23 protein-coding genes are annotated in these 21654 nt (G+C 67.6%); 17 read left to right on the forward strand and 6 right to left on the reverse strand.

The genetic code is table 11. The features are described 5' to 3' along the window. The first annotated feature begins 14 nt into the window (after positions 1–14). The 5 genes from EV192_RS37890 to EV192_RS37910 all read left to right on the forward strand — a co-directional run bounded on the left by EV192_RS37890 (position 15) and on the right by EV192_RS37910 (position 5611). Positions 15–1364 carry an ABC transporter substrate-binding protein gene (locus EV192_RS37890; protein WP_132123463.1) on the forward strand — a complete coding sequence of 450 codons (1350 nt, stop codon included), beginning with the start codon at positions 15–17 and terminating at the stop codon, positions 1362–1364. A gap of 11 nt (positions 1365–1375) precedes the next feature. Then, on the forward strand, positions 1376–2362 hold the full coding sequence (locus EV192_RS37895) for a carbohydrate ABC transporter permease (protein WP_132123464.1): 987 nt from the start codon (positions 1376–1378) through the stop codon (positions 2360–2362). Positions 2363–2475: 113 nt separating this feature from the next. Beyond that, a complete protein-coding gene (locus EV192_RS37900; protein WP_132123747.1) occupies positions 2476–3249 on the forward strand; it encodes a carbohydrate ABC transporter permease in 774 nt (257 codons plus the stop codon). A gap of 2 nt (positions 3250–3251) precedes the next feature. Continuing rightward, positions 3252–4529 (forward strand): 6-phospho-beta-glucosidase, encoded by a 1278-nt coding sequence (locus tag EV192_RS37905; protein WP_132123465.1) that lies wholly within the window; start codon positions 3252–3254, stop codon positions 4527–4529. Next, complete coding sequence (locus EV192_RS37910; RefSeq protein WP_132123466.1) at positions 4526–5611, forward strand: N-acetylglucosamine kinase; 1086 nt, start codon at positions 4526–4528, stop codon at positions 5609–5611. Before EV192_RS37905 ends, EV192_RS37910 begins: the two co-directional genes overlap by 4 nt. On the opposite strand, the gene EV192_RS37915 is transcribed toward EV192_RS37910, so the two are convergent. Next, a complete protein-coding gene (locus EV192_RS37915; protein WP_132123467.1) occupies positions 5501–6295 on the reverse strand; it encodes a hypothetical protein in 795 nt (264 codons plus the stop codon). The genes EV192_RS37910 and EV192_RS37915 overlap by 111 nt on opposite strands. A gap of 37 nt (positions 6296–6332) precedes the next feature. On the opposite strand from EV192_RS37915, the gene EV192_RS37920 reads away from it, so the two are divergent. Genes EV192_RS37920 through EV192_RS37930 form a run of 3 tightly spaced genes read left to right on the forward strand, consistent with a single transcriptional unit; the run spans position 6333 to position 10558 of the window. Then, positions 6333–7181 carry an oxidoreductase gene (locus EV192_RS37920; protein ID WP_132123468.1) on the forward strand — a complete coding sequence of 283 codons (849 nt, stop codon included), beginning with the start codon at positions 6333–6335 and terminating at the stop codon, positions 7179–7181. A gap of 48 nt (positions 7182–7229) precedes the next feature. Continuing rightward, entirely contained in the window at positions 7230–8621 is a 1392-nt protein-coding gene (locus EV192_RS37925) for an ATP-binding protein (protein WP_132123469.1), read from the forward strand. Beyond that, entirely contained in the window at positions 8618–10558 is a 1941-nt protein-coding gene (locus tag EV192_RS37930) for a vWA domain-containing protein (protein WP_132123470.1), read from the forward strand. Before EV192_RS37925 ends, EV192_RS37930 begins: the two co-directional genes overlap by 4 nt. On the opposite strand, the gene EV192_RS37935 is transcribed toward EV192_RS37930, so the two are convergent. After that, positions 10559–10789, reverse strand: coding sequence for a DUF6289 family protein (locus tag EV192_RS37935; protein ID WP_132123471.1), 231 nt, complete (start codon positions 10787–10789; stop codon positions 10559–10561). 93 nt (positions 10790–10882) lie between these two features. Here EV192_RS37935 and EV192_RS37940 point away from each other — a divergent pair, with 93 nt between their 5' ends. Next, positions 10883–11368, forward strand: coding sequence for a GNAT family N-acetyltransferase (locus tag EV192_RS37940; protein ID WP_132123472.1), 486 nt, complete (start codon positions 10883–10885; stop codon positions 11366–11368). A 1-nt stretch (position 11369) separates the two neighbouring features. Here EV192_RS37940 and EV192_RS37945 read toward each other — a convergent pair whose 3' ends face one another. After that, complete coding sequence (locus tag EV192_RS37945) at positions 11370–11837, reverse strand: MarR family winged helix-turn-helix transcriptional regulator (protein ID WP_165960846.1); 468 nt, start codon at positions 11835–11837, stop codon at positions 11370–11372. 72 nt (positions 11838–11909) lie between these two features. Here EV192_RS37945 and EV192_RS55070 point away from each other — a divergent pair, with 72 nt between their 5' ends. From EV192_RS55070 to EV192_RS37960, 3 genes are read left to right on the forward strand one after another with little or no spacing between them, the layout of a single operon-like run. Next, positions 11910–12515 (forward strand): class I SAM-dependent methyltransferase, encoded by a 606-nt coding sequence (locus EV192_RS55070; RefSeq protein WP_207926525.1) that lies wholly within the window; start codon positions 11910–11912, stop codon positions 12513–12515. Next, positions 12512–13018, forward strand: coding sequence for a hypothetical protein (locus EV192_RS37955; protein ID WP_132123474.1), 507 nt, complete (start codon positions 12512–12514; stop codon positions 13016–13018). The genes EV192_RS55070 and EV192_RS37955 overlap by 4 nt, the downstream gene beginning before the upstream one ends. Beyond that, positions 13015–13359 carry a hypothetical protein gene (locus tag EV192_RS37960; protein ID WP_132123475.1) on the forward strand — a complete coding sequence of 115 codons (345 nt, stop codon included), beginning with the start codon at positions 13015–13017 and terminating at the stop codon, positions 13357–13359. Before EV192_RS37955 ends, EV192_RS37960 begins: the two co-directional genes overlap by 4 nt. On the opposite strand, the gene EV192_RS37965 is transcribed toward EV192_RS37960, so the two are convergent. Beyond that, positions 13346–13795: a nitroreductase/quinone reductase family protein gene (locus EV192_RS37965; RefSeq protein WP_132123476.1), complete on the reverse strand. Its 450-nt coding sequence runs from the start codon at positions 13793–13795 to the stop codon at positions 13346–13348. The genes EV192_RS37960 and EV192_RS37965 overlap by 14 nt on opposite strands. A 132-nt stretch (positions 13796–13927) precedes the next feature. Here EV192_RS37965 and EV192_RS37970 point away from each other — a divergent pair, with 132 nt between their 5' ends. The 3 genes from EV192_RS37970 to EV192_RS37980 are packed head-to-tail and all read left to right on the forward strand — an operon-like array spanning position 13928 to position 16639. Further along, positions 13928–14626, forward strand: coding sequence for a TetR/AcrR family transcriptional regulator (locus tag EV192_RS37970; RefSeq protein WP_132123477.1), 699 nt, complete (start codon positions 13928–13930; stop codon positions 14624–14626). Between the two features lie 48 nt (positions 14627–14674). After that, positions 14675–15856, forward strand: a complete 1182-nt coding sequence (locus EV192_RS37975) for a cytochrome P450 (protein ID WP_132123478.1) — start codon at positions 14675–14677, stop codon at positions 15854–15856. A 9-nt stretch (positions 15857–15865) separates the two neighbouring features. Next, positions 15866–16639 carry an alpha/beta fold hydrolase gene (locus EV192_RS37980; RefSeq protein ID WP_243727337.1) on the forward strand — a complete coding sequence of 258 codons (774 nt, stop codon included), beginning with the start codon at positions 15866–15868 and terminating at the stop codon, positions 16637–16639. On the opposite strand, the gene EV192_RS37985 is transcribed toward EV192_RS37980, so the two are convergent. After that, complete coding sequence (locus EV192_RS37985; protein WP_207926527.1) at positions 16620–17288, reverse strand: cytochrome P450 family protein; 669 nt, start codon at positions 17286–17288, stop codon at positions 16620–16622. The genes EV192_RS37980 and EV192_RS37985 overlap by 20 nt on opposite strands. A gap of 103 nt (positions 17289–17391) precedes the next feature. On the opposite strand from EV192_RS37985, the gene mshC reads away from it, so the two are divergent. Both mshC and EV192_RS38000 read left to right on the forward strand, forming a co-directional pair. Then, positions 17392–18630 (forward strand): cysteine--1-D-myo-inosityl 2-amino-2-deoxy-alpha-D-glucopyranoside ligase, encoded by a 1239-nt coding sequence (mshC, locus tag EV192_RS37990; RefSeq protein ID WP_132123479.1) that lies wholly within the window; start codon positions 17392–17394, stop codon positions 18628–18630. Positions 18631–19172: 542 nt separating this feature from the next. Continuing rightward, positions 19173–20705: a recombinase family protein gene (locus tag EV192_RS38000; RefSeq protein WP_132123481.1), complete on the forward strand. Its 1533-nt coding sequence runs from the start codon at positions 19173–19175 to the stop codon at positions 20703–20705. A gap of 485 nt (positions 20706–21190) precedes the next feature. On the opposite strand, the gene EV192_RS38005 is transcribed toward EV192_RS38000, so the two are convergent. Then, positions 21191–21457, reverse strand: coding sequence for a hypothetical protein (locus EV192_RS38005; RefSeq protein ID WP_132123482.1), 267 nt, complete (start codon positions 21455–21457; stop codon positions 21191–21193). Between the last annotated feature and the right edge of the window lie 197 nt (positions 21458–21654).

Here is a 21654-nt window from a genome sequence, read left to right on the forward strand (position 1 = left end):
TTCCAGGAGGGCTCATGCGCAAGACCTCCCTTCGAGTGCTGCTGGCCTCGGTGGCGTTACTCGTCGCGTCCTGTTCGGGCGCGGCCGGCGGTGGGGGTGGTGGTGGAGCCAGCGGTGAGCAGCTCGGCGCCGCGCCTGGCAAGGACGACAAGCTCAAGCTCGTGGTGTACTCCAAGTTCACCGACCGGGAGTTCAACGCGGTCACCGACGCCATGAAGACGTTCAGCAAGAAGTACCCGAACATCGAGATCGACCACCAGGGCAACCAGGACGACGACAAGCTGACCCAGTCCATCCAGGCGGGCAACCCGCCGGACGTGGCGATCTCGTTCTACACCGACAACCTGGGCAACTGGTGCCAGAGCGGCGCGTTCCAGGACCTCAAGCCCTACGTGGACCGGGACAAGGTCGACCTGAACCAGCTGCCGGAGGCGGTCAGGCAGTACACCGAGTTCAACGGCAAGCGCTGCGCGTTCCCGATGCTGGCGGACGCGTTCGGCCTCTACTACAACAAGGACTACTTCGCCGCGGCCGGTATCGCCGGCCCGCCGAAGACCATGGACGAGTTGTTCGAGGACGCCAAGAAGCTGACCAAGTTCAACCCGGACGGCTCGATCAAGGTGGCCGGCTTCATCCCGACCATGCCGTTCTACGGCAACCTGGCCGAGGTGTGGGCGCCGTCGTTCGGCGCGAAGTTCCTCGGTCCGGACGGCAAGTCCGGGCTGGCCGGCAGTCCACAGTGGAAAGAAATGTTCGAGTTCCAGAAGAAGCTGGTGGACTTCTACGGCAAGGACAAGCTGGAGCAGTTCAAGTCCGGCCTCGGCGACGAGTACTCGGCGGACAACGGCTTCCAGAAGGGCAAGCTGGCGATCGCGTACGACGGTGAGTACCGGACCGCGTTCATCGCCGACCAGGCGAAGGACCTGAACTACGGCACCGCGCCCGCGCCCATGTCCGCCTCGAACGCCAGCATGTACGGCGGCGGCCTGGTCACCGGCACCATCATCGCCATCCCCAAGGGTGTGAAGAACCCCGGCGCGTCCTGGGAACTGGTCAAGCACATGGCCCTAGACACCGATGTGCTGGTGCAGATCGCCAACGGCATCCACAACCTGCCCAGCACGCTCGCGTCGCTGAACTCGCCGAACCTGCAGAAGTCGCCGCAGTTCCAGACGTTCCTGGACCTGTACGGCAGCGGCAAGCTGGTCACCAAGCCGTCCACGGCCATCGGTGACGCGCACCTCAAGGCGGTCAACGACTTCGCTGAGAAGTGGGTGGCCGGCAGCGTGCCGGATCTCGAGGCCGGCCTGAAACAGGTCGACGCGCAGATCAACGACGCGCTGGCACAGAAGCAAGGCAAGTAAGAGCCATCACGATGACTGCCACGCTGCAACCCACGCGAACGGACTCGTCGCCGGCCCCCGCCAAGGGGCTGGCACGGGTCCGCTCCCGTCGCAAGTGGGTGGTGTTGGGGTTCCTGAGCCCGGCGATTCTCGGGTTCGTGATCTTCTTCGGCTACCCGCTCGTCGCCACGGTGTACTTCTCGTTCACCCGGTACGACCTGATCAACGCTCCACAGTGGATCGGGTTCGACAACTACGTCCGCATGTTCACCACCGAGCCGCTGATCGGCACGGCCGCGTACAACACGCTGTGGCTGGTCATCGTGCTCACGGTGTGCCGGGTGATCTTCTCGCTCGGCACCGCGTCGGTCATCGCCCGGCTGCGCCGGGGCCTCGGACTGATCCGGACCCTGTGCTACCTGCCCGCGCTGGCGCCGCCGGCCGCGGCGACGCTGGTGTTCGTGTTCGTGTTCAACCCGGAGTTCGGGCCGGTCAACCGGTTCCTGCGCTGGCTGGGCATCAACGGCGGGCTGTGGTTCAACGATCCGAGCATGTCCAAGCCGTCGCTGACCCTGCTGGTGCTGTGGGCGTCCGGCGACCTGATGATCATCGTCCTGGCGGCGTTGCTGGACGTGCCGCCGGAGCTGCACGAGTCGGCGGCGCTGGACGGCGCCGGTCCGGTCCGCCGGTTCTGGCACATCACGCTGCCGTCGATCTCGCCGGTGCTGCTGTTCGGGATCGTCAACTCGATGATCTTCGCGCTGCAGTTCTTCACGCAGGCCGTGGTCGCCGGCGCGGCCGCGTCCGGCAACGCGGACGTCGCCGGCAACACCAAGTTCATCGGCGCGCCACAGAACTCGACGCTGACGTACCCGGTCTGGCTGTACGTGCAGGGCTTCCGGTACTCGAACATGGGGTACGCGGCCGCGATGGCCGTGTTGCTCTTCGTGGTGTCGTTGGCGTTCACCGCGATCCTGGTCCGGCAGCTGCGCCGAGCGTCCCATGTGGAGGAACTGTGACCACCGCCACCCTCGCGCCCCAGCGCACCGGCGGCTCGCCGGTGCTCGCGCGCCGCAAGCGCAACTGGAACAAGACCCTCAACTGGGTCGCCGTGCACGCCATCGGCCTGGCCATGGGCGTCATGTTCACCCTGCCGGTGATCTTCGTGGTGCTCACGTCGGTGATGAAGAGCGACCAGGCGATGACGTCGAGCTGGTGGCCGACCGAGTGGCACTTCGAGAACTTCGTCAAGGTGTTCGAGAAGGCGCCGATGCTGTCGTACCTGCTCAACAGCATGACGTACTCGCTGCTGGCGACCCTCGGCGTGCTGCTGTCGGCCATCCCGGCGGCGTACGCGTTGGCGAAGCTCAAGTGGCGCGGGCAGAGTTGGGCGTTCATGGCCGTGGTGGCGGCGATGATGCTGCCGCCGCAGGTGGTCATCGTGCCGCTGTTCGACATGTGGGTCCGGATGGGCCTCACCGGCACGCTGGTTCCGTTGATCGCGCCGTACTTCCTGTTCGACGCGTTCAGCATCTTCCTGCTGCGCCAGTTCTTCCTGACCATCCCCAAGGACTACCTGGACGCGGCCCGGATGGACGGCTGCTCGGAGTTCCAGGTGCTGTACCGGGTGCTGGTCCCGATGGCGAAGCCGGGCATCGCGGCCGCGGCGATGTTCTGCTTCCTCTACACCTGGAACGACTACTTCGGGCCGTTGATGTACACCGCCCAGGTGCAGGACAACTGGACGTTGTCACTGGCGATCGCGTCGTTCCGGGGCATGCACCACGTGGAGTGGAACCTCACGATGGCGGCGACGGTGATCACCATGGCGCCCGCGATCGTGTTGTTCGTCTTCGCGCAGAAGTCGTTCGTCAAGGGCATCACGTTCACGGGAGTGAAGGGTTAAGCATGAGACTGACCGTCGTGGGTGGCGGGTCCACGTACACGCCAGAGCTCGTTGACGGGATCGCCGGGCGCCGGGCCAGCCTGGACGTCGACGAGATAGTGCTGGTCGACCCGGACACCCACCGGTTGCGGGTCGTCGGCCCGTTCTGCCAGCGGCTGCTGGACCATGCCGGGCACCCGGCGAAGGTGCTGACCACGTCCAATCTGCGGCAGGGCGTGGAAGGCGCGTCGGCCGTGCTGTTGCAGTTGCGGGTCGGCGGCCAGAAGGCCCGGCGGTCGGACGAGACGTTCCCGCACGCGTGCGGCTGCATCGGACAGGAGACGACCGGGGCCGGCGGCCTGGCCAAGGCGCTGCGCACGGTCCCGGTCGTGCTCGACATCGCCGACACCGTCCGCGAGGTGGCGGGGCCGGACACCTGGATCGTCAACTTCACCAACCCGGTCGGCATCGTCACCCGGGCGTTGCTGCAGGCCGGCCACAAGGCGGTCGGGCTGTGCAACGTGGCCATCGGGTTGCAGCGGAAGTTCGCGGCCTGGTTCGGGGTGGGCACCGACGACGTCCGCCTGGACCACGTGGGGTTGAACCACCTCACGTGGGAGCGCGGGGTCACGGTGTCCACTCCGGACGGTCCGGTCGAGCGGCTTGGCGATCTGCTGGGCGAGTTCGGCGAGCGGGTCGCGGAGGAGTTGGGCGCGCCGCTGCCGTGGATGCGCCGGATGAACGCGATTCCCTCGTACTACCTGCGGTACTTCTACGCGCACGACGAGGTGTACGCGTCGCAGCTGGAGAACCCGCCGCGCGCCGACGTGGTGATCGAGGTGGAGAACGAGCTGCTGAAGCTGTACGCCGATCCGTCGGTGGTGACCAAGCCGGAGAGTCTGGCCAAGCGCGGCGGCGCGTACTACTCGGAGGCGGCCGTGCAGCTCGTGCACGCGCTGACCGCGGGCGGCGAGCCGGAGGAGCACGTGGTCAACGTGCGCAACAACGGCGCCATGCCGTTCCTGCCGGACGACGCGGTGATCGAGGTACCGGCCACTGTGGACGGTTCGGGTGCGGGGCCGCTGCCGATCCGGCCGGTCGAGCCGAGGTTCTCCGGACTGATCTCGCACGTCACCGCCTACGAGTTCCTGGCGCTGGAGGCGGCGCTGAAGGGCGGTCGGGACCGGGTCGCGGACGCGCTGCTCGCGCACCCGCTGATCGGCCAGTACGACACGGCCGACCGGCTCGCCGACGACTTGGTGGCCGCCAACCGGGCCGACCTGCCGTGGGCGCGGGTATGAACGCGGGTGTGAACTTCGCTGACATCGTTGTCATCGCCATCGACGGTGGTAACAGCAAGACGGATGTCCTTCTTGTTGACGGTTCGGGGGCGGTCCTCGGCCATGCCCGTGGCATCGGCGCGTCGCCGCAGACCGTTGGCGTGAAACGGAGTCTGGAGGTCTTCGAACAGCTGGCGAGGGAAGCGGGCGCGCCCGCGACGCCGCCGTTCGCCACCCACACCGCGGCTTACCTCGCTGGCGCCGACCTGCCGAAAGAGGAGGAGGCCATCGAGCGGGCCATCACCGAACGCGGCTGGTCGCAGTCCATTGTGGTCGGCAACGACACGTTCGCGCTGCTGCGCGCCGGCACGTCCGACGGTGTCGGGGTGGCGGTGGTGTGCGGCGCCGGGATCAACTGCGTCGGGGTGGCCGCGGACGGCCGGGTCCACCGGTTTCCCGCGCTTGGCCGGATCTCCGGCGACTGGGGCGGCGGGGGTTATCTCGGTGAGGAGGCACTGTGGTCCGCGGTCCGCTGCGCCGACGGCCGCGGCCCCGCGACGGCCCTGAAACCGGCCATCGAGCAACATTTCGGCGTGCGTGACCTGTTCGAGGTCGTCGAACGGCTGCATTTCGGCGGCCTGCCCATGGCTGTGTTGCACGAACTGTCACCCGTGCTGGTCCAGGTCGCTGAAACGGGTGACGAGGTGGCCGAGCAGATCCTGCAGCGCCTCGTTGACGAGGTCGTGACGTTGGCGTCGGTGACCGTGCGGAAGTTGGAGATGACCACCGAGGCGCCGGTTATCGTGCTCGGCGGTGGGGTACTCACCGGCGTACGGCACACCGTCATCGACGAGATCGCCGAGCGCTGTGTCGCCGTCGCGCCCCAGGCCCAGGTCCGCGTGGTGGACATCGCCCCGGTCGTCGGGGCTGCCCTGCTGGGCCTGGACGCGATCGGCGCGGACGAGGTCGCCAAGACCCGCCTGCGGCTGGCGTCAGTGCCGGCCGGCGTGGTCGGACAGGGCACGGACGGCGTCGTCAATGGCGGCGCACCGGGCGACACGGACGGCGTCGGCGAGCGGGCGGAGAGCTTCGGAGCGTCGTAGCTGTGCGGAGGACGACAACGCGCCACCAGGGTCGTCCTCCGCCGCCACCTCCAGGATGGCGGCGACCTCGGTGGCCCGCTGCAACACCCGCAACGCCTTCTGCGGCATGCCGATCGGCCACCGGGCGCGGGCGGCGACGGCGGCCCGGTCCTTGATCTCCTGACGTACCCCGGGACGGCTGCTGTGCAGGTCCAACGACGCGAGGGTGCCCGCCGCCTCCCGCATCGCCGCCGACAGGCCATGGTCGGCCTCGCTCAACGGCGTCTGCTCGGCCGGCGTCGGGTTGGGCAGGTCGAAAACAGTCCATCGGATGATGCCTTCGGCGACGTTGTCCGGGACGATTCCCACGTTCGCCTCGGCCACCACGACGGCCTGGCCGGCGCGGACGGCCTCACGGGCCAGCGGCAGCGAACCGCCGAGGCCGCGGACGTCCCCGGCGACCGGGATCACCAGCCGCGCGGTGGTCGCCCCGGCTTTGCGCAGCGCGGCCAGCAGGCCGGCGAGCTGCGTGGCTCGCTCGTCCTTCGCGGGCAGGTCCAGGGCGGTCGCGGTGCCGTCATCGTCCGCGACGACCTCGTGTACCTCGGCCCACACGGCGAGCGCGTCGAGGGCATCATCAGGAGCGGCGACGCCGTGCAGCCATGCTGACCCCCACACGGCGAACGTGGCACAAGGAAACGGCACCCCCGAAGCGTACCGACCGCCTCAGGAGAGGAAGCACATGTCCCACGCACACCCCGGCGGCTCGCTGACCATGGCGGACGGCCTCCAGCTCAGCCGCATGGGCTTCGGCGCGATGCAGTTGGCCGGCCCCGGCGTCTGGGGTCCGCCGACCAACCGCGAGGAGGCTGTCGCGGTCCTGCGCGAAGCGGTGAACCTGGGCATCACCCACATCGACACGAGCGACTACTACGGCCCGTACACCGTGAACGAGCTCATCCGGGAGGCCCTCCACCCGTACCCGGACGACCTGCGCATCGTGACCAAGGTCGGCGCCCTGCGCGGCCCGGACCGCTCATGGCTGCCCGCGCTGTCCCCGGACGAGCTCGTCAGCGCGGTCCACGAGAACCTCGACCACCTCGGCCTGGACGCGCTCGACGTCGTCAACCTGCGGATCATGGACCCGGGCCAGTCCCTCACCGAATCCTTCACCGCGCTCGCCGAACTCCAGCAGAAAGGACTGATCCGACACCTCGGGGTCAGCACGGTGAGCGCGCTGCGCCTGGCCGAGGCACAACGCATCGCGCCGGTCGTGTGCGTGCAGAACCAGTACAACATCGCCCACCGCGAAGACGACGCTCTCGTGGACATCTGCGCGGAGCAGGGCATCGCGTACGTGCCGTACTTCCCGCTCGGCGGTTTCTCGCCACTGCAGCACCAGGTTCTCGACGCCGTGGCCGCGCGTGTGGATGCGACACCACGGCAGGTGGCGTTGGCCTGGCTGTTGCGGCGGTCGCCGACAATCCTGCTGATCCCGGGCACGTCTTCAGTGGGGCACCTGCGTGAGAACGTCGCCGCCGCCGACCTCGAACTCCCGGCCGAGGCCATGGCCGAACTGGATCGCACCTGAAGTTGCTCCACATCGACGATTACACGATTTCAACGTAAGTTTGATCGTGTGAATCGTGGGAACCAGCCGCGCACAGCCGGTGAGCTCAGGGCCGCCGGCTGTCGAGTGCGTGGCGTCAAGGCCGAGATCAGGGACAACCTCCTGGCCGCGTTGCGCGCGGGACGCAACCCGTGGCCGGGGATCGTCGGGTTCGACCGCACTGTGCTGCCCCAGTTGGAGCGCGCCTTGCTGGCCGGGCACGACATCGTTCTGCTGGGGGAGCGCGGCCAGGGCAAGACCAGGCTGCTGCGGACGCTTGTCGGCCTGCTCGACGAGTGGACGCCGGCGATCGAGGGCTCGGAACTGGCCGAGCACCCGTTCGAGCCGATCACCGCCGAGTCCGTCCGGCGGGTCGCTGAGGAAGGCGACGACCTGCCGGTCCGCTGGATCCACCGCAGCGAGCGGTACACCGAGAAGCTGGCCACGCCGGACACGTCGGTCGGCGACCTGATCGGCGACGTCGACCCGGTCAAGGTCGCGCAGGGGCGCAGCCTCGGCGACCCCGAGACCATCCACTTCGGACTCGTCCCGCGCGCGCACCGCGGCATCATCGCCGTGAACGAGCTGCCGGACCTGGCCGAGCGCATCCAGGTCGGCCTGCTGAACGTGATGGAGGAGCGGGACATCCAGATCCGCGGCTACACCATGCGGCTGCCGCTGGACGTGCTGCTGGTCGCCACCGCGAACCCGGAGGACTACACCAACCGCGGCCGGATCATCACGCCGCTGAAGGACCGGTTCGGCGCCGAGATCCGGACGCACTACCCGCTGGACGTGAACGCGGAGATGCACCTGGTCCGCCAGGAGGCCGACCTGGTGGCGGAGGTGGGCGACCCGCTGATCGAGGTGGTGGCCCGGTTTGTCCGTAATCTCCGTGAGTCCAGCGCGATCGACCAGCGCTCGGGCGTGTCCGCGCGGTTCGCCGTCGCGGCGGCGGAAACCCTTGCGGCGGCGGCGCTTCGGCGGGCGGCGATCACGGGCGAGGAGCCCGCGGTGGCCCGGCCGATCGACCTGGACGCGGTGCCCGCCGTGCTGCAGGGCAAGCTGGAGTTCGAGGCCGGCGAGGAAGGCCGCGAGATCGACCATCTCGTGCACCTGCAACGCGTCGCGGTCGCGGAGACGGCCCGGAACGCGTTCGCCGGGCTGGATCTGGGTCCGTTGGAGGACGCGATCAGCGAGGGCCGGATCGTCACCACCGGCGAGCGGGTCCCGGCCTCCGAGGTCCTCGGTGCGTTGCCGGAACTGCCTGTGCTGCACGAGGTCGCGGAACGGCTCGGGGTGTCCCCGCATGACTCGCCGGGCCGGATAGCGGCGGCCGTGGAGCTCGCTCTGGAGTCGTTGTACCTGTCGCGGCGGGTCGCGAAGGACGCCGATGACGGCACGGCGGTGTACGGGCCGTGACGAATTTCGAGTACCGCCCCTGGCACGACGGCCCGGATCCGCTGGCGCCGCCGGTGGACATCCGGGCGGCGCTCGACCAGATCGGCCGGGACGTGATGGAGGGCTCGTCGCCGCGATCCGCCCTGGAGGAGTTGCTCCGCCAAGGTGTCCGCGGCACCCGCGGCCTGGACGACATGACGCGCCGACTGTGGCGGGAACGGTCGCGGCTGCAGCGGCGCAACCGTCTCGACGGGACGATGCAGGAGGTCCAGCGGCTGCTGCAGGAGGCGCTGGACGCGGAGAAACGGCAGCTGTTCCCGGACCCGTCGGACGACGCCCGGTTCCGGGAGGCCCAGCTGGACGCGCTGCCGACCGGGACCGCGGCCCAGGTCCGGGAGCTGGCGAACTACGACTGGCAGTCGGCGCAGGCCCGGGAGGCGTACCAGAAGATCCAGGACCTGCTGGGCCAGGAGCTGATGGAGTCCCGGTTCCAGGGCATGAAGCAGGCCCTGGCCAACGCGACCCCGCGGGACGTCGAGCGGATCCGTGAGATGATGTCGGATCTCAACGACCTGCTGGCCGCGCACGCCCGAGGCGACGACACCCAGGCCCAGTTCACCGAGTTCATGAACAAGCACGGCGACTTCTTCCCGGAGAACCCGCGGAACGTCGAGGAGCTGATCGACGCCCTGGCCGCCCGCGCGGCCGCGGCGCAGCGGATGATGAACTCGATGTCCGCGGAGCAACGAGCCGAGCTGGGCGAACTGATCCAGCAGGCGTTCGGCGACCCGCGCCTGGCCGGCGAGATCGCCCGGCTGGACGCCCAGTTGCAGGCGTTGCGGCCGGGGGAGGACTGGACGTCGTCCGGCCGGTTCCGTGGCCAGAACCCGTTGGGAATGGGCGAAGCCGCGCAGGTGATGCAGGACCTCGCGGAGATGGACGGGTTGGCCGAGCAGCTGGCCCAGTCGTATCCCGGTGCCCGCCTGGAGGACATCGACCTGGAGGCCCTGGAACGCCAGCTGGGGTCGGAGGCGGCGGTCGACGCCCGGCGCCTGGCCGAGCTGGAACGGGAACTGCGCAACCAGGGCCTGCTGGAACGAGCCCCGGACGGCTCGTTGCGCCTGTCTCCCAAGGCGATGCGTCGACTGGGTGAGACGGCGTTGAAGGACGTCGTGCGCGCTCTCTCGGCACGTCGGGGCGAGCGGGACACAGCCCGCGCCGGCGCTGCCGGGGAACCGACGGGCTCCTCGCGCGCCTGGGAGTTCGGCGACACCGAGCCGTGGGACGTCTCCCGTACCGTCCGGAACGCCGTGCTGCGTACGGCATCGGCCGGCGGCACGGTCACTTTGGACGTGCAGGACGTGGAAGTCGTCGAGACGGAACAACGATCGCGCGCGGCGGTCGCGTTGTGCGTGGACACCTCGTGGTCGATGGTCCAGGACGGCCGCTGGCTGCCGATGAAGCGAACCGCGCTGGCCCTGCATCACCTGGTCCAGACGCGGTTCCGCAACGACGCCCTTGAGCTGATCACCTTCGGCCGGCACGCCCAGCCGGTGGACATCGCGGAACTCACCGCCATGGAAGGTGTCTGGGAGCAGGGCACCAACCTGCACCACGCGTTGTTGTTGGCCGGGCGGCACATCAGGCGGCACCCGGACGCCCAGCCGGTGGTGATCGTGGTGACCGACGGGGAGCCGACCGCACACCTGGAACCGGACGGGGAAGCGGAGTTCCACTATCCGCCGCTGCCCCGGACGCTGCGGCTGACACTGTCCGAAGTGGACAAATTGGCCCGGCTGGGCGCGTCGGTGTCGGTGTTCATGTTGGGGGAGGACCCCCAGTTGGAGGCCTTTGTGGACATCGTGGCCCGGCGCAGCGGCGGCCGGGTGGTCAACCCGGACCTGGACGGGTTGGGCGCCGCCGTGGTCAGCGACTACCTCCGGAAACGGCGGGGCTGATCAGCAGGCCGGGTAGTAGTAGGTCAGGTACGGCGTGGTGGCGCCCCAGTTGCCGTCCTGGCCGCTGCATCCCCACCACTTCTGGCCGACCAGGTTCTGCTTGCTTCCGTCGCTGAAGTAGGCGATCACAGTGAGGGTGTTCCCACCACCGATGGCGCTCGCGGCGCCCACGGGTACAACGGCAAGGCCACCGGCTAACAGGCCCGCGAGCAGCACGTTCCGCAGTCTCATGGAGCGCAGTGTAGGGGCGCGGATCGGACAAACGCGAGCGGCGTTCAGCTTAATCCGGTTGCGTGCTCCCGGGCGATCACACCGGCTTGGAGGATGACCCTGTCCGCCTTAATGATCCGCCGGGCCGAGCCGAGCGACGCCGGCTTCCTCACCGAGATGCTTTGTGCCGCAGTCAATTGGGACGACGGGCGGGCGGCGTTGACCCGTGCCCAGGTCCTCGCCGATCCCACCTTGGCCCGCTACGTCTCCGGGTGGCCACGGTCCGGGGATCTAGGGGTTGTCGGTGAGCGGGGTGGGCCTGTCGGGGCCGCCTGGTTGCGGTTGTTCACCGCCGACGAGCCTGGGTACGGCTATGTCGCGGACGACGTGCCCGAGGTGTCTGTCGCCGTGCTGCCCGGCTGGCGTGGACAGGGGATCGGTGCGGAGTTGCTGTCGGAGCTGTTCGCGATCGCCACTGACACCCGGGTCTCGTTGAGTGTCGAACGGGCCAATCGCGCGCGGGAGTTGTACCGCCGGTTGGGGTTCCAGACTGTGGCTGCCGGCGCGCAGTCCGACACGATGGTCAAGATCCTGCGGTGACTCACTTCTTGCCGCGGATCGTCGCGGCGTGCTCGACGAGGATGCCGCGGAACTGGACGAGCAGGCTGGTGAGCTTCTCGACGTCCTCGCGGTCGGCCGCGCCGAGCAGATCGATGATCGCCTGGTAGAAGTCGTCGAACAGGCTGAAGGCCTGCTGGCTGCCGGTGGGGGAGGCGTGCATCAGCACCCGCCTGCGGTCGTTCGGGTCGATCTCGCGGTGGGCGTACCCGCCGGCTTCCAGGCGCGCGGCCATCGCGCTGATCGCGGCGGTGGTCAGGCCGAGCGAGGACGCGATCTGGCCCGGACTCATCGGGCCGTGCCGGACGAGCAGGAACAGGCAGATCAGGTCGGTCTGGTTGATCCCGATCCGGCTGGCCGCGGCGTTGCCGATCAGGTCGAGGGAGATGCTCAGCTCGAACAGCTCGCTGGTCAGTTCGCGGGCCAGGCCGTCCACGGATTCGTTCGACAATTTGATACTCAAATCACTTGACTATTAGATCGCTTGGGTGAAGGCTAGCACCAGAACGACAGGGGGCTGGTGATGAACTCGCAGAGCTTGTACAACGTGGGCTACCGGTACGCCCGGATGCCCTGGGAGATCGGGGCCCGAGCCGAACTGATCGGGTTGGTGCGGTCCGGCCGGCTGCGCCGTGGCCGCGCCATCGACCTCGGCTGCGGCACCGGTGCCAACTCGATTTTCCTCGCCCAGCAAGGATTCGACGTGACCGGAGTGGACTTCGCGCCGGCTGCCCTGGTCAAGGCGCGGGCGGCGGCGGAACGAGCCGAAGTGGACGTCCACTTCGTCCTGGACGACCTGACCTCGTTCCGGCACGACCACGGCACGTTCGACGTCCTGGTCGACTACGGCGTGCTGGACGACCTGTCGCCCGAAAGGCGCGACCAGTACCTGGCGAACGTGCTCCCGCTGGCCCGTCCCGACTCGCAGTTCCTGCTGTGGTGTTTCGAATGGCCGCCGCGCCGCTGGGAGCGGTGGGTCGGGATGCGCACGATGGAGCCGGGCGAGGTGAACCGCCGCTTCGGCGACCGGTTCGCGATCGAACGCGTCGCGGGGACGGCGGTGCCGGCCATGTGGCGGTTCATTCCCGGATTCGCCGCCTACCTGATGACCCGGAGGGATCTGCCATGACGAACCCGCAGATCTTCGCGCTGTGGGCGGGACTGGGTCTCGTCGTCACCATCGCCCTGGTCGTGGCGGCCCGCCGGGTCGAGAAGGCGCGGGGCTGGCTCGTCATCGTCGGGCTGGTCATGCTCGCCGGGGAGGAGCCGATGCTCACCTGGTTCTGGGCGTTGATCGGTCCGGGCGGCGACAAGGACGGCATGTCGGGCCTGATCACGACCGCGGCCCAGACGCACGTCATGGACACCGCGATCCTTGGCTTCGGTCTGTACGTCTTCATGGGCTGGATCGCGATGACCGCGTTCCTGCGTGGCGAACGATGGGCGGCCAAAGTGCTTGCGGCCGGCTGGTTCCTGACCGCGGCCACGCTGCTCGCGACGTCCCTGACGCTCTACCCCCGCGGCCTGTTCGGACCCGGCTACGGCTGGGACTCGCTGGCAGTCGGCCTCTTGGCGTGGGGATGCGCGCTGTGGCTCACACCGGCCCGGCAGTTCGTCCGGAGTGGACGGTGATCTTCGCGGTCGCGTTGTCCTGGCTGGGTTTCTTCGTTCACAATGTGGCGGACCTGCCCGGCCAGACGATCCTCAGCCCGGAGTCGCTCTATCCCACGATCCTCTATCTGGCCCTCGTCGCGGCCTGGTTCACATCGGCGCGGCGGGTGGTGGAGCGGGTGCTGCTGGGCTGGGTGCTGCTGAATCTGGTGGGTGGAGCGATCGTCAGCGTCCTGCCGTTGCCGTTCCTGCCGTTCCACCCGGAACAGACCCTCTACCACTACTCGTTCCACGTTCTCTACGCGATCCTGCAGGTCCCCGCGCTCGTCGTACTCCGCCGACGGCTGGTCACCCAACCGTGAGCCGGAAGACCGGGAAGTCGGGCGCGATCTCCAGCAGCTTCTCGTCGCTCGACTCGGCGCTCACGTCCGGGCCGAAGAACCGGCCGACCTCCCAGGCCCACTTCTTCAGGTAGAGCCGGAACACCCCCGGCTTGTCGGCGTCGGCCAGCTCGACCGCGGTGAACGACCGCTTGCGCCAGCCGAGCCGCAGCTCGCCGCCGCCGGCCACCCGCATGTTGCGCACCCACTGGGTGTGGCCGCGCGGCGCCACCAGGTACTGCTCGCCCTCGTAGGTGAGCACGTTCACCGCGGTGGTCCGCCACTCGCCGGTCTTGCGGCCGCGGACCGCCAGCAGCCGGGTGCCCATCAGGCTGACACCCATCTTGGCCAGCCACTTGACGCTCGCGTTGAAGATCCGGTCGCCGCGGGTGGCGGGGATGTTGCGGATGTCGTTCATGTCGTGACCCCTGATCTCTTGGGAGAGCACTGCTCTCGTTGGTGACCCCAGTCAACACCCGGCCGCCGCTCATTGTCAAGAGCAGTGCTCTCGGAAGTGACAACTGCTCTCGGTACTGGCACACTCGGGGTCATGAACGCCAGCCGAACCGCCCGGGACCACGCCAGGCAGGAGATGACCAGGGCCATCAAGGACGCGGCCCGCCGCCAGCTCGCCGAGGAAGGCGCGATCAAGCTGTCGCTGCGGTCGGTGGCCAGGGAACTCGGCGTGGTGTCGTCCGCGCTGTACCGGTACTTCCCGAGTCGGGACGACCTGCTGACCGCGTTGATCATCGACGCGTACGACGCTGTCGGCGAGGTGGCCGAGAAGGCCGCGAAGAACGGCGACCCGCGAGCGGGCTGGCTCGCCGCCTGTCACGCGATCCGCCACTGGGCCCGGAAACACCCGCACGAGTACGCCCTGATCTACGGCTCGCCGATCCCCGGCTACGTCGCCCCGCGCGACACCGTCGCCGCCGGCACCCGCGTCCCGTTGCTGCTGATCAAGCAACTCCGGGACGCCTGGGCGAACGGCTCGCTCAAGCCCGTGTTCCCGGATCCGCCGCTGACCCCAGGCCTGACCGGGCAGATCGCGCAGGTGGCCCTGCAGGTCGCGCCGGAGTTGCCGTTCGAAGCGATCGCCCGTGGCCTGGTGGTCTGGACCCAGCTGTTCGGGATGCTCAGCTTCGAGCTGTTCGGCCAGTTGGTCGGCAGCGTCGACCCGAGCGACGAGTTCTTCGCTCGGGCGATCGGGCAGTTGGCGGACTTTGTCGGACTGGTCGAGCCATCTTGATACTTCCTTAACTTCACAACTTTGTGAAACTAGTGTAGCTATCGAAGGATGACGACTTCGTACATCAACGGCTTGCCGATGGACCGTCAGCGCCCGCTCGACCCGCCTGACGAGATCGCGGCCGTCCGCACCCACGACCCCATCTCGCCGATGACCTACCCGGACGGCCATGAAGGCTGGCTGGTGACGAGCCAACACGCGGCCCGTGCCGTGCTGGCCAGCCCGTCGTTCAGCAACCTGGTGGCGAAGATGCACTCGCCGGTCGAACGTCCCGGTGTGCGGGACATGAACTTCGAGATCCCGCCGGGCATGTTCAACCGGATGGACCCGCCAGACCACACTCGGATCCGCCGCATGCTCACCGGCCAGTTCACCGTCCACCGGATGCACGCGCTTGAGCCGCGCATCGCCAAGATCGCCGAGGACCGGCTGGACGAGATCGAGGCCGCCGGCCCACCGACCGACCTGGTCACGTCCTTCGCGCTGCCCATCCCGTCCCTGGTGATCTGCGAACTGCTCGGCATCCCGCAGGAGTATCGGGGCACGTTCCAGCAGGACTCGGCCACGATGCTCAACCTGGACACCCCACCCGAGGACATCAACTCGGCCTACCTGGCGCTCTGCCAGACCTTGTCGTCGGTCGTGAACGGCAAACGCGCGAACCCGCCGGACGACATCCTCGGCGGCCTCATCGCCGAAGGCCAGCTCACCCACGAGGAGCTGGTCACCATCGCGATGATCCTGCTCGTCGCCGGGCACGAGACCACGGCGAACATGCTGGCCCTCGGCACGTACACGATCCTGCAGCACCCGGACCAACGCGCCGCGCTGCTGAACGATCCCGCGGCCGCCGTGGAGGAACTGCTTCGCTACCTGTCGATCATCCACCTGGGGCCGGTCCGGAGCGCCTTGCGGGACGTCGAGATCGAGGGGCACCTGGTCCGCGCCGGCCAGTGCGTGACGATCTCGGTGCCGGGCGCGAACCGTGACCCGGAGAAGTTCGCCGACCCGGACACCCTGGACGTCACCCGCGACGCGCACGGCCATGTCGCGTTCGGCCACGGCATCCACCAGTGCCTCGGCCAGCAGTTGGCCCGGATCGAGATGCGGATCGGGTTCACCGCGCTGCTGCGCCGGTTCCCGTCCCTGCGACTGGCGGGCGGTGTCCGGTTCCGCACCAGGATGACCATCTACGGCGTGCACACGCTGCCGGTGGCCTGGGACAAGTAACCTCCAGCCGTGACCACGGCCCTGTTCACGTACGAGTTCGGCCCGGCCGGCGGGCGCCCGCTGCTGGCGTTGCACGGCCTGAGCGGCCACGGCGCCCGGTGGCGGCGCTTCGCCGAGACCCAGCTCGCCGGCTTCCGGGTGACCGCGCCGGACCTCAGGGGACACGGCCGGTCCACGTGGAATCCGCCGTGGCGGCTGGAACAGTTCGCCGAGGACGTGCTCGCCCTGATGGACGACCGCGGCCTGGACCGGGTGCCCGTGATGGGCCACTCGTACGGCGGCGCCATCGCGTTGTACCTGGCGAACATGGTGCCGGACAGGGTGAGCCGGCTGGTGCTGGTGGACCCGGCGCTCGGCCTGGACCCGGAGACGTCCGGCCAGGACGCCGAGGATTCGCGGACCGAGGAACTGTTCGCCACGTTCGAGCAGGCGCGTGCGTCCCAGGCCGAGCGGTGGTCGTTCGCGTCCGACGATCAGGTCGACGACGAGCTCGCCGTCGGGTTCTTCCAGGACGACGAAGGCGTGTGGCATCGCAGGTACTCGCCGGCGATGGGGGTGGTGGCGTGGAGCGAGATGGCTCGCGCTCACGTCGTCCCGCCGGCGGGAATACCGACTTTGCTGGCGCCGGCGTTGGACGCCGACTACTTACAGCCGGCGTTCGTCGCGGACTGCCGGGCCGTGCTCGGCGACGACCTGACAGTCCGCGAGATGGACTGCGGGCACATGATCTACCTGGAGCGACCGGCGGAGTTCGGCAAGCTGGTCACCGAGTTCCTGGGCTGACGCGGGCGCCGTCGGCGAGCGCGAGGGCGTGCGCCCGACCGGGGCAGGGGCGGGCGTCGCCGCCGAACGGCAGGGCGCTGATGTCCAGTCGGACAATGGTTCCGGCGGGGATCGTGTTGTCGTCGACCTGGACGTCGACCAGTGCCTGCCGGCGGGTGAACCGTACCGGCGGCTGGTCCGGCTCCTTGATCAGCGCCGCGGTGGCGTCGCACGCCTGCACCAGCAGCCCGATCCGGTTCGCGACGACTTCCGGGTCGTCGGGTTCGAGCATGTCGACCAGCTTCGTCACGGCCGCGTCCGGGGGCGTGTCGTAGACGCCCTGGTACGCCTTCGCGACTTCGCGCACGGCTGCGACAGCTGCCAGAATGTCCTTGATTCCCAAGGCTTCCGCGAGTACCGCCACCGGGACGTACGTCTGCTCCACTGTGGACTTTGCGGCTTGTTCGCCGAGCCGGGCCGGGTCGAGCCCGGCGAGTTCGGACTCGACGAGCGCGCGCCGCCGGGTGTGGATCTCGCCGCTGCTGAAGCGCGCAACCGAGGCCCGTAGCCACGTCATGGTCCCGACGGGCCCGGCCGGCTCGGGCGGCGGTGGCACGAACCGCGGATCCGCGATGATCGCCTGCACTTCGGCGACCCCGGTGATGTCCATGTGCCGACGCTAACGTCCCCGTCTTTCGGCCGTCGCCGAAAGGTGACACTCCCAACCTGTGGGCGCTCTTCCGCCGTGGACGTGGCCGATTAACCTGTCTGACATGCAGACTTGGGCATCGACACCGGTTCCACGGGTCGCGGGGACTCCGCGTCCGTTGCGGCTCTACGACACCGCGGGCGGTGAGGTGCGGCCGACCGCGCCCGGGAGGACCGCCGGCCTGTACGTCTGCGGGATCACGCCGTACGACGCGACCCACCTCGGCCACGCCGCCACGTATCTGGCCTTCGACCTGGTGCACCGGCAGTGGCTGGACAACGGGCACGACGTGAACTACGTCCAGAACGTCACCGACATCGACGACCCACTGCTGGAGCGCGCCGAACGCGACCAGGACGACTGGGTCGTTCTCGGCATGCGGGAGACCGCACTGTTCCGTGAGGACATGGTCGCCCTGCGCGTGCTGCCGCCGCGGTCGTACGTCGGCGCGGTGGAGTCGATCCCGGAGATCGTGGAAGCGGTGTCCAAGCTGCTCGCCAGCGGCAAGGCGTACCGGGTGGCCGACACCGAGTACCCGGACGTCTACTTCGACCACACGGCGACCGGCCGGTTCGGCTACGAGTCCCGCTACCCCGAGTCGACCATGGTCGACCTGTTCGCCGAACGCGGCGGCGACCCTTCGCGCCCAGGCAAACGCCACCCACTGGACGCCCTGCTGTGGCGGGTCGAGCGGCCCGGCGAACCATCCTGGGAGAGCGAACTGGGCGCGGGCCGCCCCGGCTGGCACGTGGAGTGCTCGGTCATCGCCCTGAACCGCCTCGGCACCGCCTTCGACGTCCAGGGCGGCGGCTCCGACCTGGTGTTCCCGCACCATGAGAACAGCGCGGCCCACGCCGAAGCCCTCACCGGCGAACACCCGTTCGCCCGCCACTACGTACACGCCGGCATGATCGGCCTGGACGGCGAGAAAATGTCCAAGTCCCGGGGCAACCTGGTGTTCGTCTCCCGCCTGCGCGCCGACCAGATCGACCCGATGGCCGTCCGGCTGGCCCTGCTAGCCGGCCACTACCGAACCGACCGCCCCTGGACCAACAACCTGCTCGAAGCGGGCCTGACCCGGCTCGGCCGCTGGCGCGACGCGGCCCTGCTGGAAACCGGCCCGGACGCGACGGACACCATCGCCCGCCTCCGTGACCACCTCTCCAACGACCTGGACACCCCCAACGCCCTGCTCGCGATCGACGCCTGGGCCAACGACGCCCTCGCCGGCCGGGGCAAGGACCCGGACGCTCCGGTCGTCCTCCGGGACGCTGTCGACGCATTGTTGGGGGTGGACCTTTAGCCTGGCTGGTCGGGGCATTGCTCTTTTATGGACCGTTCGAAAAGATGAATGGTGCTGGGCGCGAAAGACAAAAGAGTGCTCTCACCCGGCGAGTGGCTGGGGCGTGGTCTGGTATCTGCGACCTTCAGGGCTGGTGAACACCAACACGCCTGCACTGGGCTGACAGATATCCCAGTCACTTCGCTCCCTCATCAGATTGTGAAATCGGCACAATGCAGCGAGGTTGTCCGTGCTGGTCAGTCCCTGATCGCAGTGGCGAACGGTGTGGTCGATCTCGGCGCGGTGGGCGGTGGTGGTACAGCCGGGCATGCGACAAGTCTGATCACGCAACCGAACATGCTCGGCCATTGCCGGTGATGGGAACCGGCGTGGACTGGCTTCCAGTAGATGCCCGGCCGGGTCGGTGAGAATCCGCCGCCAGGTGGCCTGCTGGGCCAACTCACGGGCATGCTCAGCCGTGATCGGTCCATACCCCGACAACACACCAGGCTGCTCATTGAGACCCATCAACGTAGCCATTGCGCGTTCATAGCGTATGAGGTATGGATGCTGTGATGGAGCGTGAGCGGCGTAGCAAGGCTATCCGGGCTGGTCGGGACGGTCGAGACCAGCGGCTGAACGCTGGGGCTGTGGCTGGTCAACCGGCGGCTGTCTACTGCCGCATCTCGAAGGCGGATGATGATGATCAGACCGGAGTGGACCGTCAGGAGCGGCTGTGTCGGGAAGTCGCCGACCGGTTGGGGCTTGTGGTCACGTCGGATTCCGTTTTTGTAGATCCGAATCGGTCTGCGTGGAAACGTGACCGGAAGCGCCCCGGTTGGGATAAGTTGATTGATGCGATGCGGAATGGTCGGTTTAGGAATGTGATTGTTTATCATCCTGATCGGCTCATGCGTCAGCCCAAGGATCTTGAAGAGTTGCTGACGATATCCGACGAGTACGGGATTGTGTTGCACGGGCAGGCGAACCGGCGTGATCTGTCCGATCCGGATGATCGATTCTTTCTGCGGATCGAGGTTGCGCACGCGTGCCGGTCCAGCGATGACACGTCTCGGCGTATTAAGGACAAGTTGGCGGATCGAGCCCTTGACGGCCTGCCACATACGCCAGGCAGGCGCCGCTTTGGCTACACGATAGACGGGATGACCATCATCGAAGATGAAGCGGAAGTCATCCGGGATGTCTACTCGGCCTATCTTGACGGCATGTCTCCGCGTGATATCTCCGCGATGCTTACCGAACGTGGATTCAAGACCGTGTTTGGCAATACGGCATGGTCGGCGTCCACTGTTCGGCGTCTCTTGTCGTCGCCGTATCTGACCGGCATTCTCGTGTTTCGGGGGGAAATGATCGGTGAGGGCGCATGGTCCGCGATTATCGATCGAGGGACGTGGAATGAGGTTCAAGAACGGCGCGCAATGCGCGCGTCAGCGTACAAGATCCGCGCGAACCGATACTACTTCCTGCGCGGCCTCGTAATGTGCCGCAAGTGTGCCACGCACATGTCAGGTTCCGGCACCACGAGCACACCTGAAGAAAGGCAAGGGAAAAGCAAAAGGTGGCCGATGTACCGGTGCACGCGCAGCACGGTTTTCGACAAAAAGGTTCGGTGTGCTCGTGGGATCGGTGCAGCGCCCCTAGAGAAATTCGTGGTCGACGCTGCGATTGAGTTGCTGACGACTCTTGATCTTTCTGGGAGTCCGGCGGCCGTTACCTTGACGAAGCGGGAAAAGGAAGCGATCACAGCGGACGAGCAAGAACTAGCCGAATTGAAAGACATGTGGAAGCAGCGCGAAGTGTCCACGCGTGAGTATCGAGAGATGCGGCGAACGGTTGAGGAGCGGATCAGCAAGATTCGGCATAAAACCGCTGTTCGTCCTACTGCTGATGTCCTTGCGGGTCTTGTCGGTGAGCATGCACGGGATAGGTGGAACGAACTGGTCGCCCGTGAGGACTACGAACGGATGAACGCGGTTCTTCGGTTCCTGTTCGCCGCTGTGATTATCGATGAGCATCGTGGTCCCAGCAACAAGTTTGACTACTCTCGAATCGAGATAGAGCCCAACCCGTTGTAAAGGGCCTCACGCAACAGACCGGCCGGGACTCGTCTGAGTCCCGGCCGGTTTTCTTGTTGTCTATTCGGTGGTGGGTGGTTCGGGTGGCCGAAGCAACCGAGCCAGCCGACGCGCCCCTTCCGGGCTGATCTTTTTCGGGAAGCGCGCACATACGCGCGCCAGGTGATAGGCATAGTCTCCGCGTTCTGGTTCATCCGTACCGATCGTGGGCCGATCATCAGTCTCTCTCGTGTCTTCCTGTGTCGTCGGTTGCTGTCGTGATGACGAGCTAACCGACATAGGCGCCCCCTGCGGGGCCGTCATCGCTACCGGGGTAATCGGACCGCATACGGCCATTCCTGCCCCGTACGGCCGTCTGGGGCCGCCCTACGGCGCCGGACCGTCCGGCGTCCTGGCGTGTCTCCGGTTCCGCTCCCAGCTCGTCAACGTGGTGATCATCGCTGCTTTCTCGTTTCCCGGTTACGCAGGTGATGTTCAGTGATGGGTTAGTGGTCGCGGCCGTCACCCCCGTTCGTGCCACAGAACTTGTCCAAGCTGAACCATAGTTCGGCAGCATGCCGGGCATCGTCCAACGTGGACGAACCAATCTCTTGTACCTTGTCTCGAACCGTGCGGCCCTTGTGTTTCCGTTCGGTGTAGAGCACCCAGGGGTGTTTTTCCTTGGGAGTGGCTGTCAGCCACCACACGTCGTTTTTGTACGTCGTGCGGTACAGGTTCCGGCCCAACGCCACCCATGACAGGGCGGTGTTCACGTGACCTGCGCAACCGTTCACGAGCGTTCACGACCTGTGGTCTCATGAACGCCGTGAACGCTCCCGGCACCAGCAGTGTCCTCAATGGCCACCATTATCAATCCTTTGTAGATGGCCTCGATCTGTTGCAGCACAAGGGAACGCGTCACAAGCTCCGTCCGTGAACGTCTTGAACCATCAGTCGTCATCATGTCGGT

The sequence above is a fragment of the Actinocrispum wychmicini genome, assembly GCF_004345645.1.
GTDB classification, from domain to species: domain Bacteria; phylum Actinomycetota; class Actinomycetes; order Mycobacteriales; family Pseudonocardiaceae; genus Kibdelosporangium; species Kibdelosporangium wychmicini.

Bases quoted from the DNA above. Each gene is read 5' to 3' on its own strand.
- EV192_RS55070 (WP_207926525.1), top strand. From the start codon at position 11,910: ATGAACTCGCAGAGCTTGTACAACGTGGGCTACCGGTACGCCCGGATG.
- EV192_RS37910 (WP_132123466.1), top strand. From the start codon at position 4,526: ATGAACGCGGGTGTGAACTTCGCTGACATCGTTGTCATCGCCATCGAC.
- EV192_RS37975 (WP_132123478.1), top strand. From the start codon at position 14,675: ATGACGACTTCGTACATCAACGGCTTGCCGATGGACCGTCAGCGCCCG.
- EV192_RS37940 (WP_132123472.1), top strand. From the start codon at position 10,883: ATGACCCTGTCCGCCTTAATGATCCGCCGGGCCGAGCCGAGCGACGCC.
- mshC (WP_132123479.1), top strand. From the start codon at position 17,392: ATGCAGACTTGGGCATCGACACCGGTTCCACGGGTCGCGGGGACTCCG.
- EV192_RS37935 (WP_132123471.1), bottom strand. From the start codon at position 10,789: ATGAGACTGCGGAACGTGCTGCTCGCGGGCCTGTTAGCCGGTGGCCTT.
- EV192_RS37965 (WP_132123476.1), bottom strand. From the start codon at position 13,795: ATGAACGACATCCGCAACATCCCCGCCACCCGCGGCGACCGGATCTTC.
- EV192_RS37985 (WP_207926527.1), bottom strand. From the start codon at position 17,288: ATGGACATCACCGGGGTCGCCGAAGTGCAGGCGATCATCGCGGATCCG.
- EV192_RS37895 (WP_132123464.1), top strand. From the start codon at position 1,376: ATGACTGCCACGCTGCAACCCACGCGAACGGACTCGTCGCCGGCCCCC.
- EV192_RS37970 (WP_132123477.1), top strand. From the start codon at position 13,928: ATGAACGCCAGCCGAACCGCCCGGGACCACGCCAGGCAGGAGATGACC.
- EV192_RS37890 (WP_132123463.1), top strand. From the start codon at position 15: ATGCGCAAGACCTCCCTTCGAGTGCTGCTGGCCTCGGTGGCGTTACTC.
- EV192_RS37905 (WP_132123465.1), top strand. From the start codon at position 3,252: ATGAGACTGACCGTCGTGGGTGGCGGGTCCACGTACACGCCAGAGCTC.
- EV192_RS38000 (WP_132123481.1), top strand. From the start codon at position 19,173: ATGGATGCTGTGATGGAGCGTGAGCGGCGTAGCAAGGCTATCCGGGCT.
- EV192_RS37955 (WP_132123474.1), top strand. From the start codon at position 12,512: ATGACGAACCCGCAGATCTTCGCGCTGTGGGCGGGACTGGGTCTCGTC.
- EV192_RS37900 (WP_132123747.1), top strand. From the start codon at position 2,476: ATGGGCGTCATGTTCACCCTGCCGGTGATCTTCGTGGTGCTCACGTCG.
- EV192_RS37920 (WP_132123468.1), top strand. From the start codon at position 6,333: ATGTCCCACGCACACCCCGGCGGCTCGCTGACCATGGCGGACGGCCTC.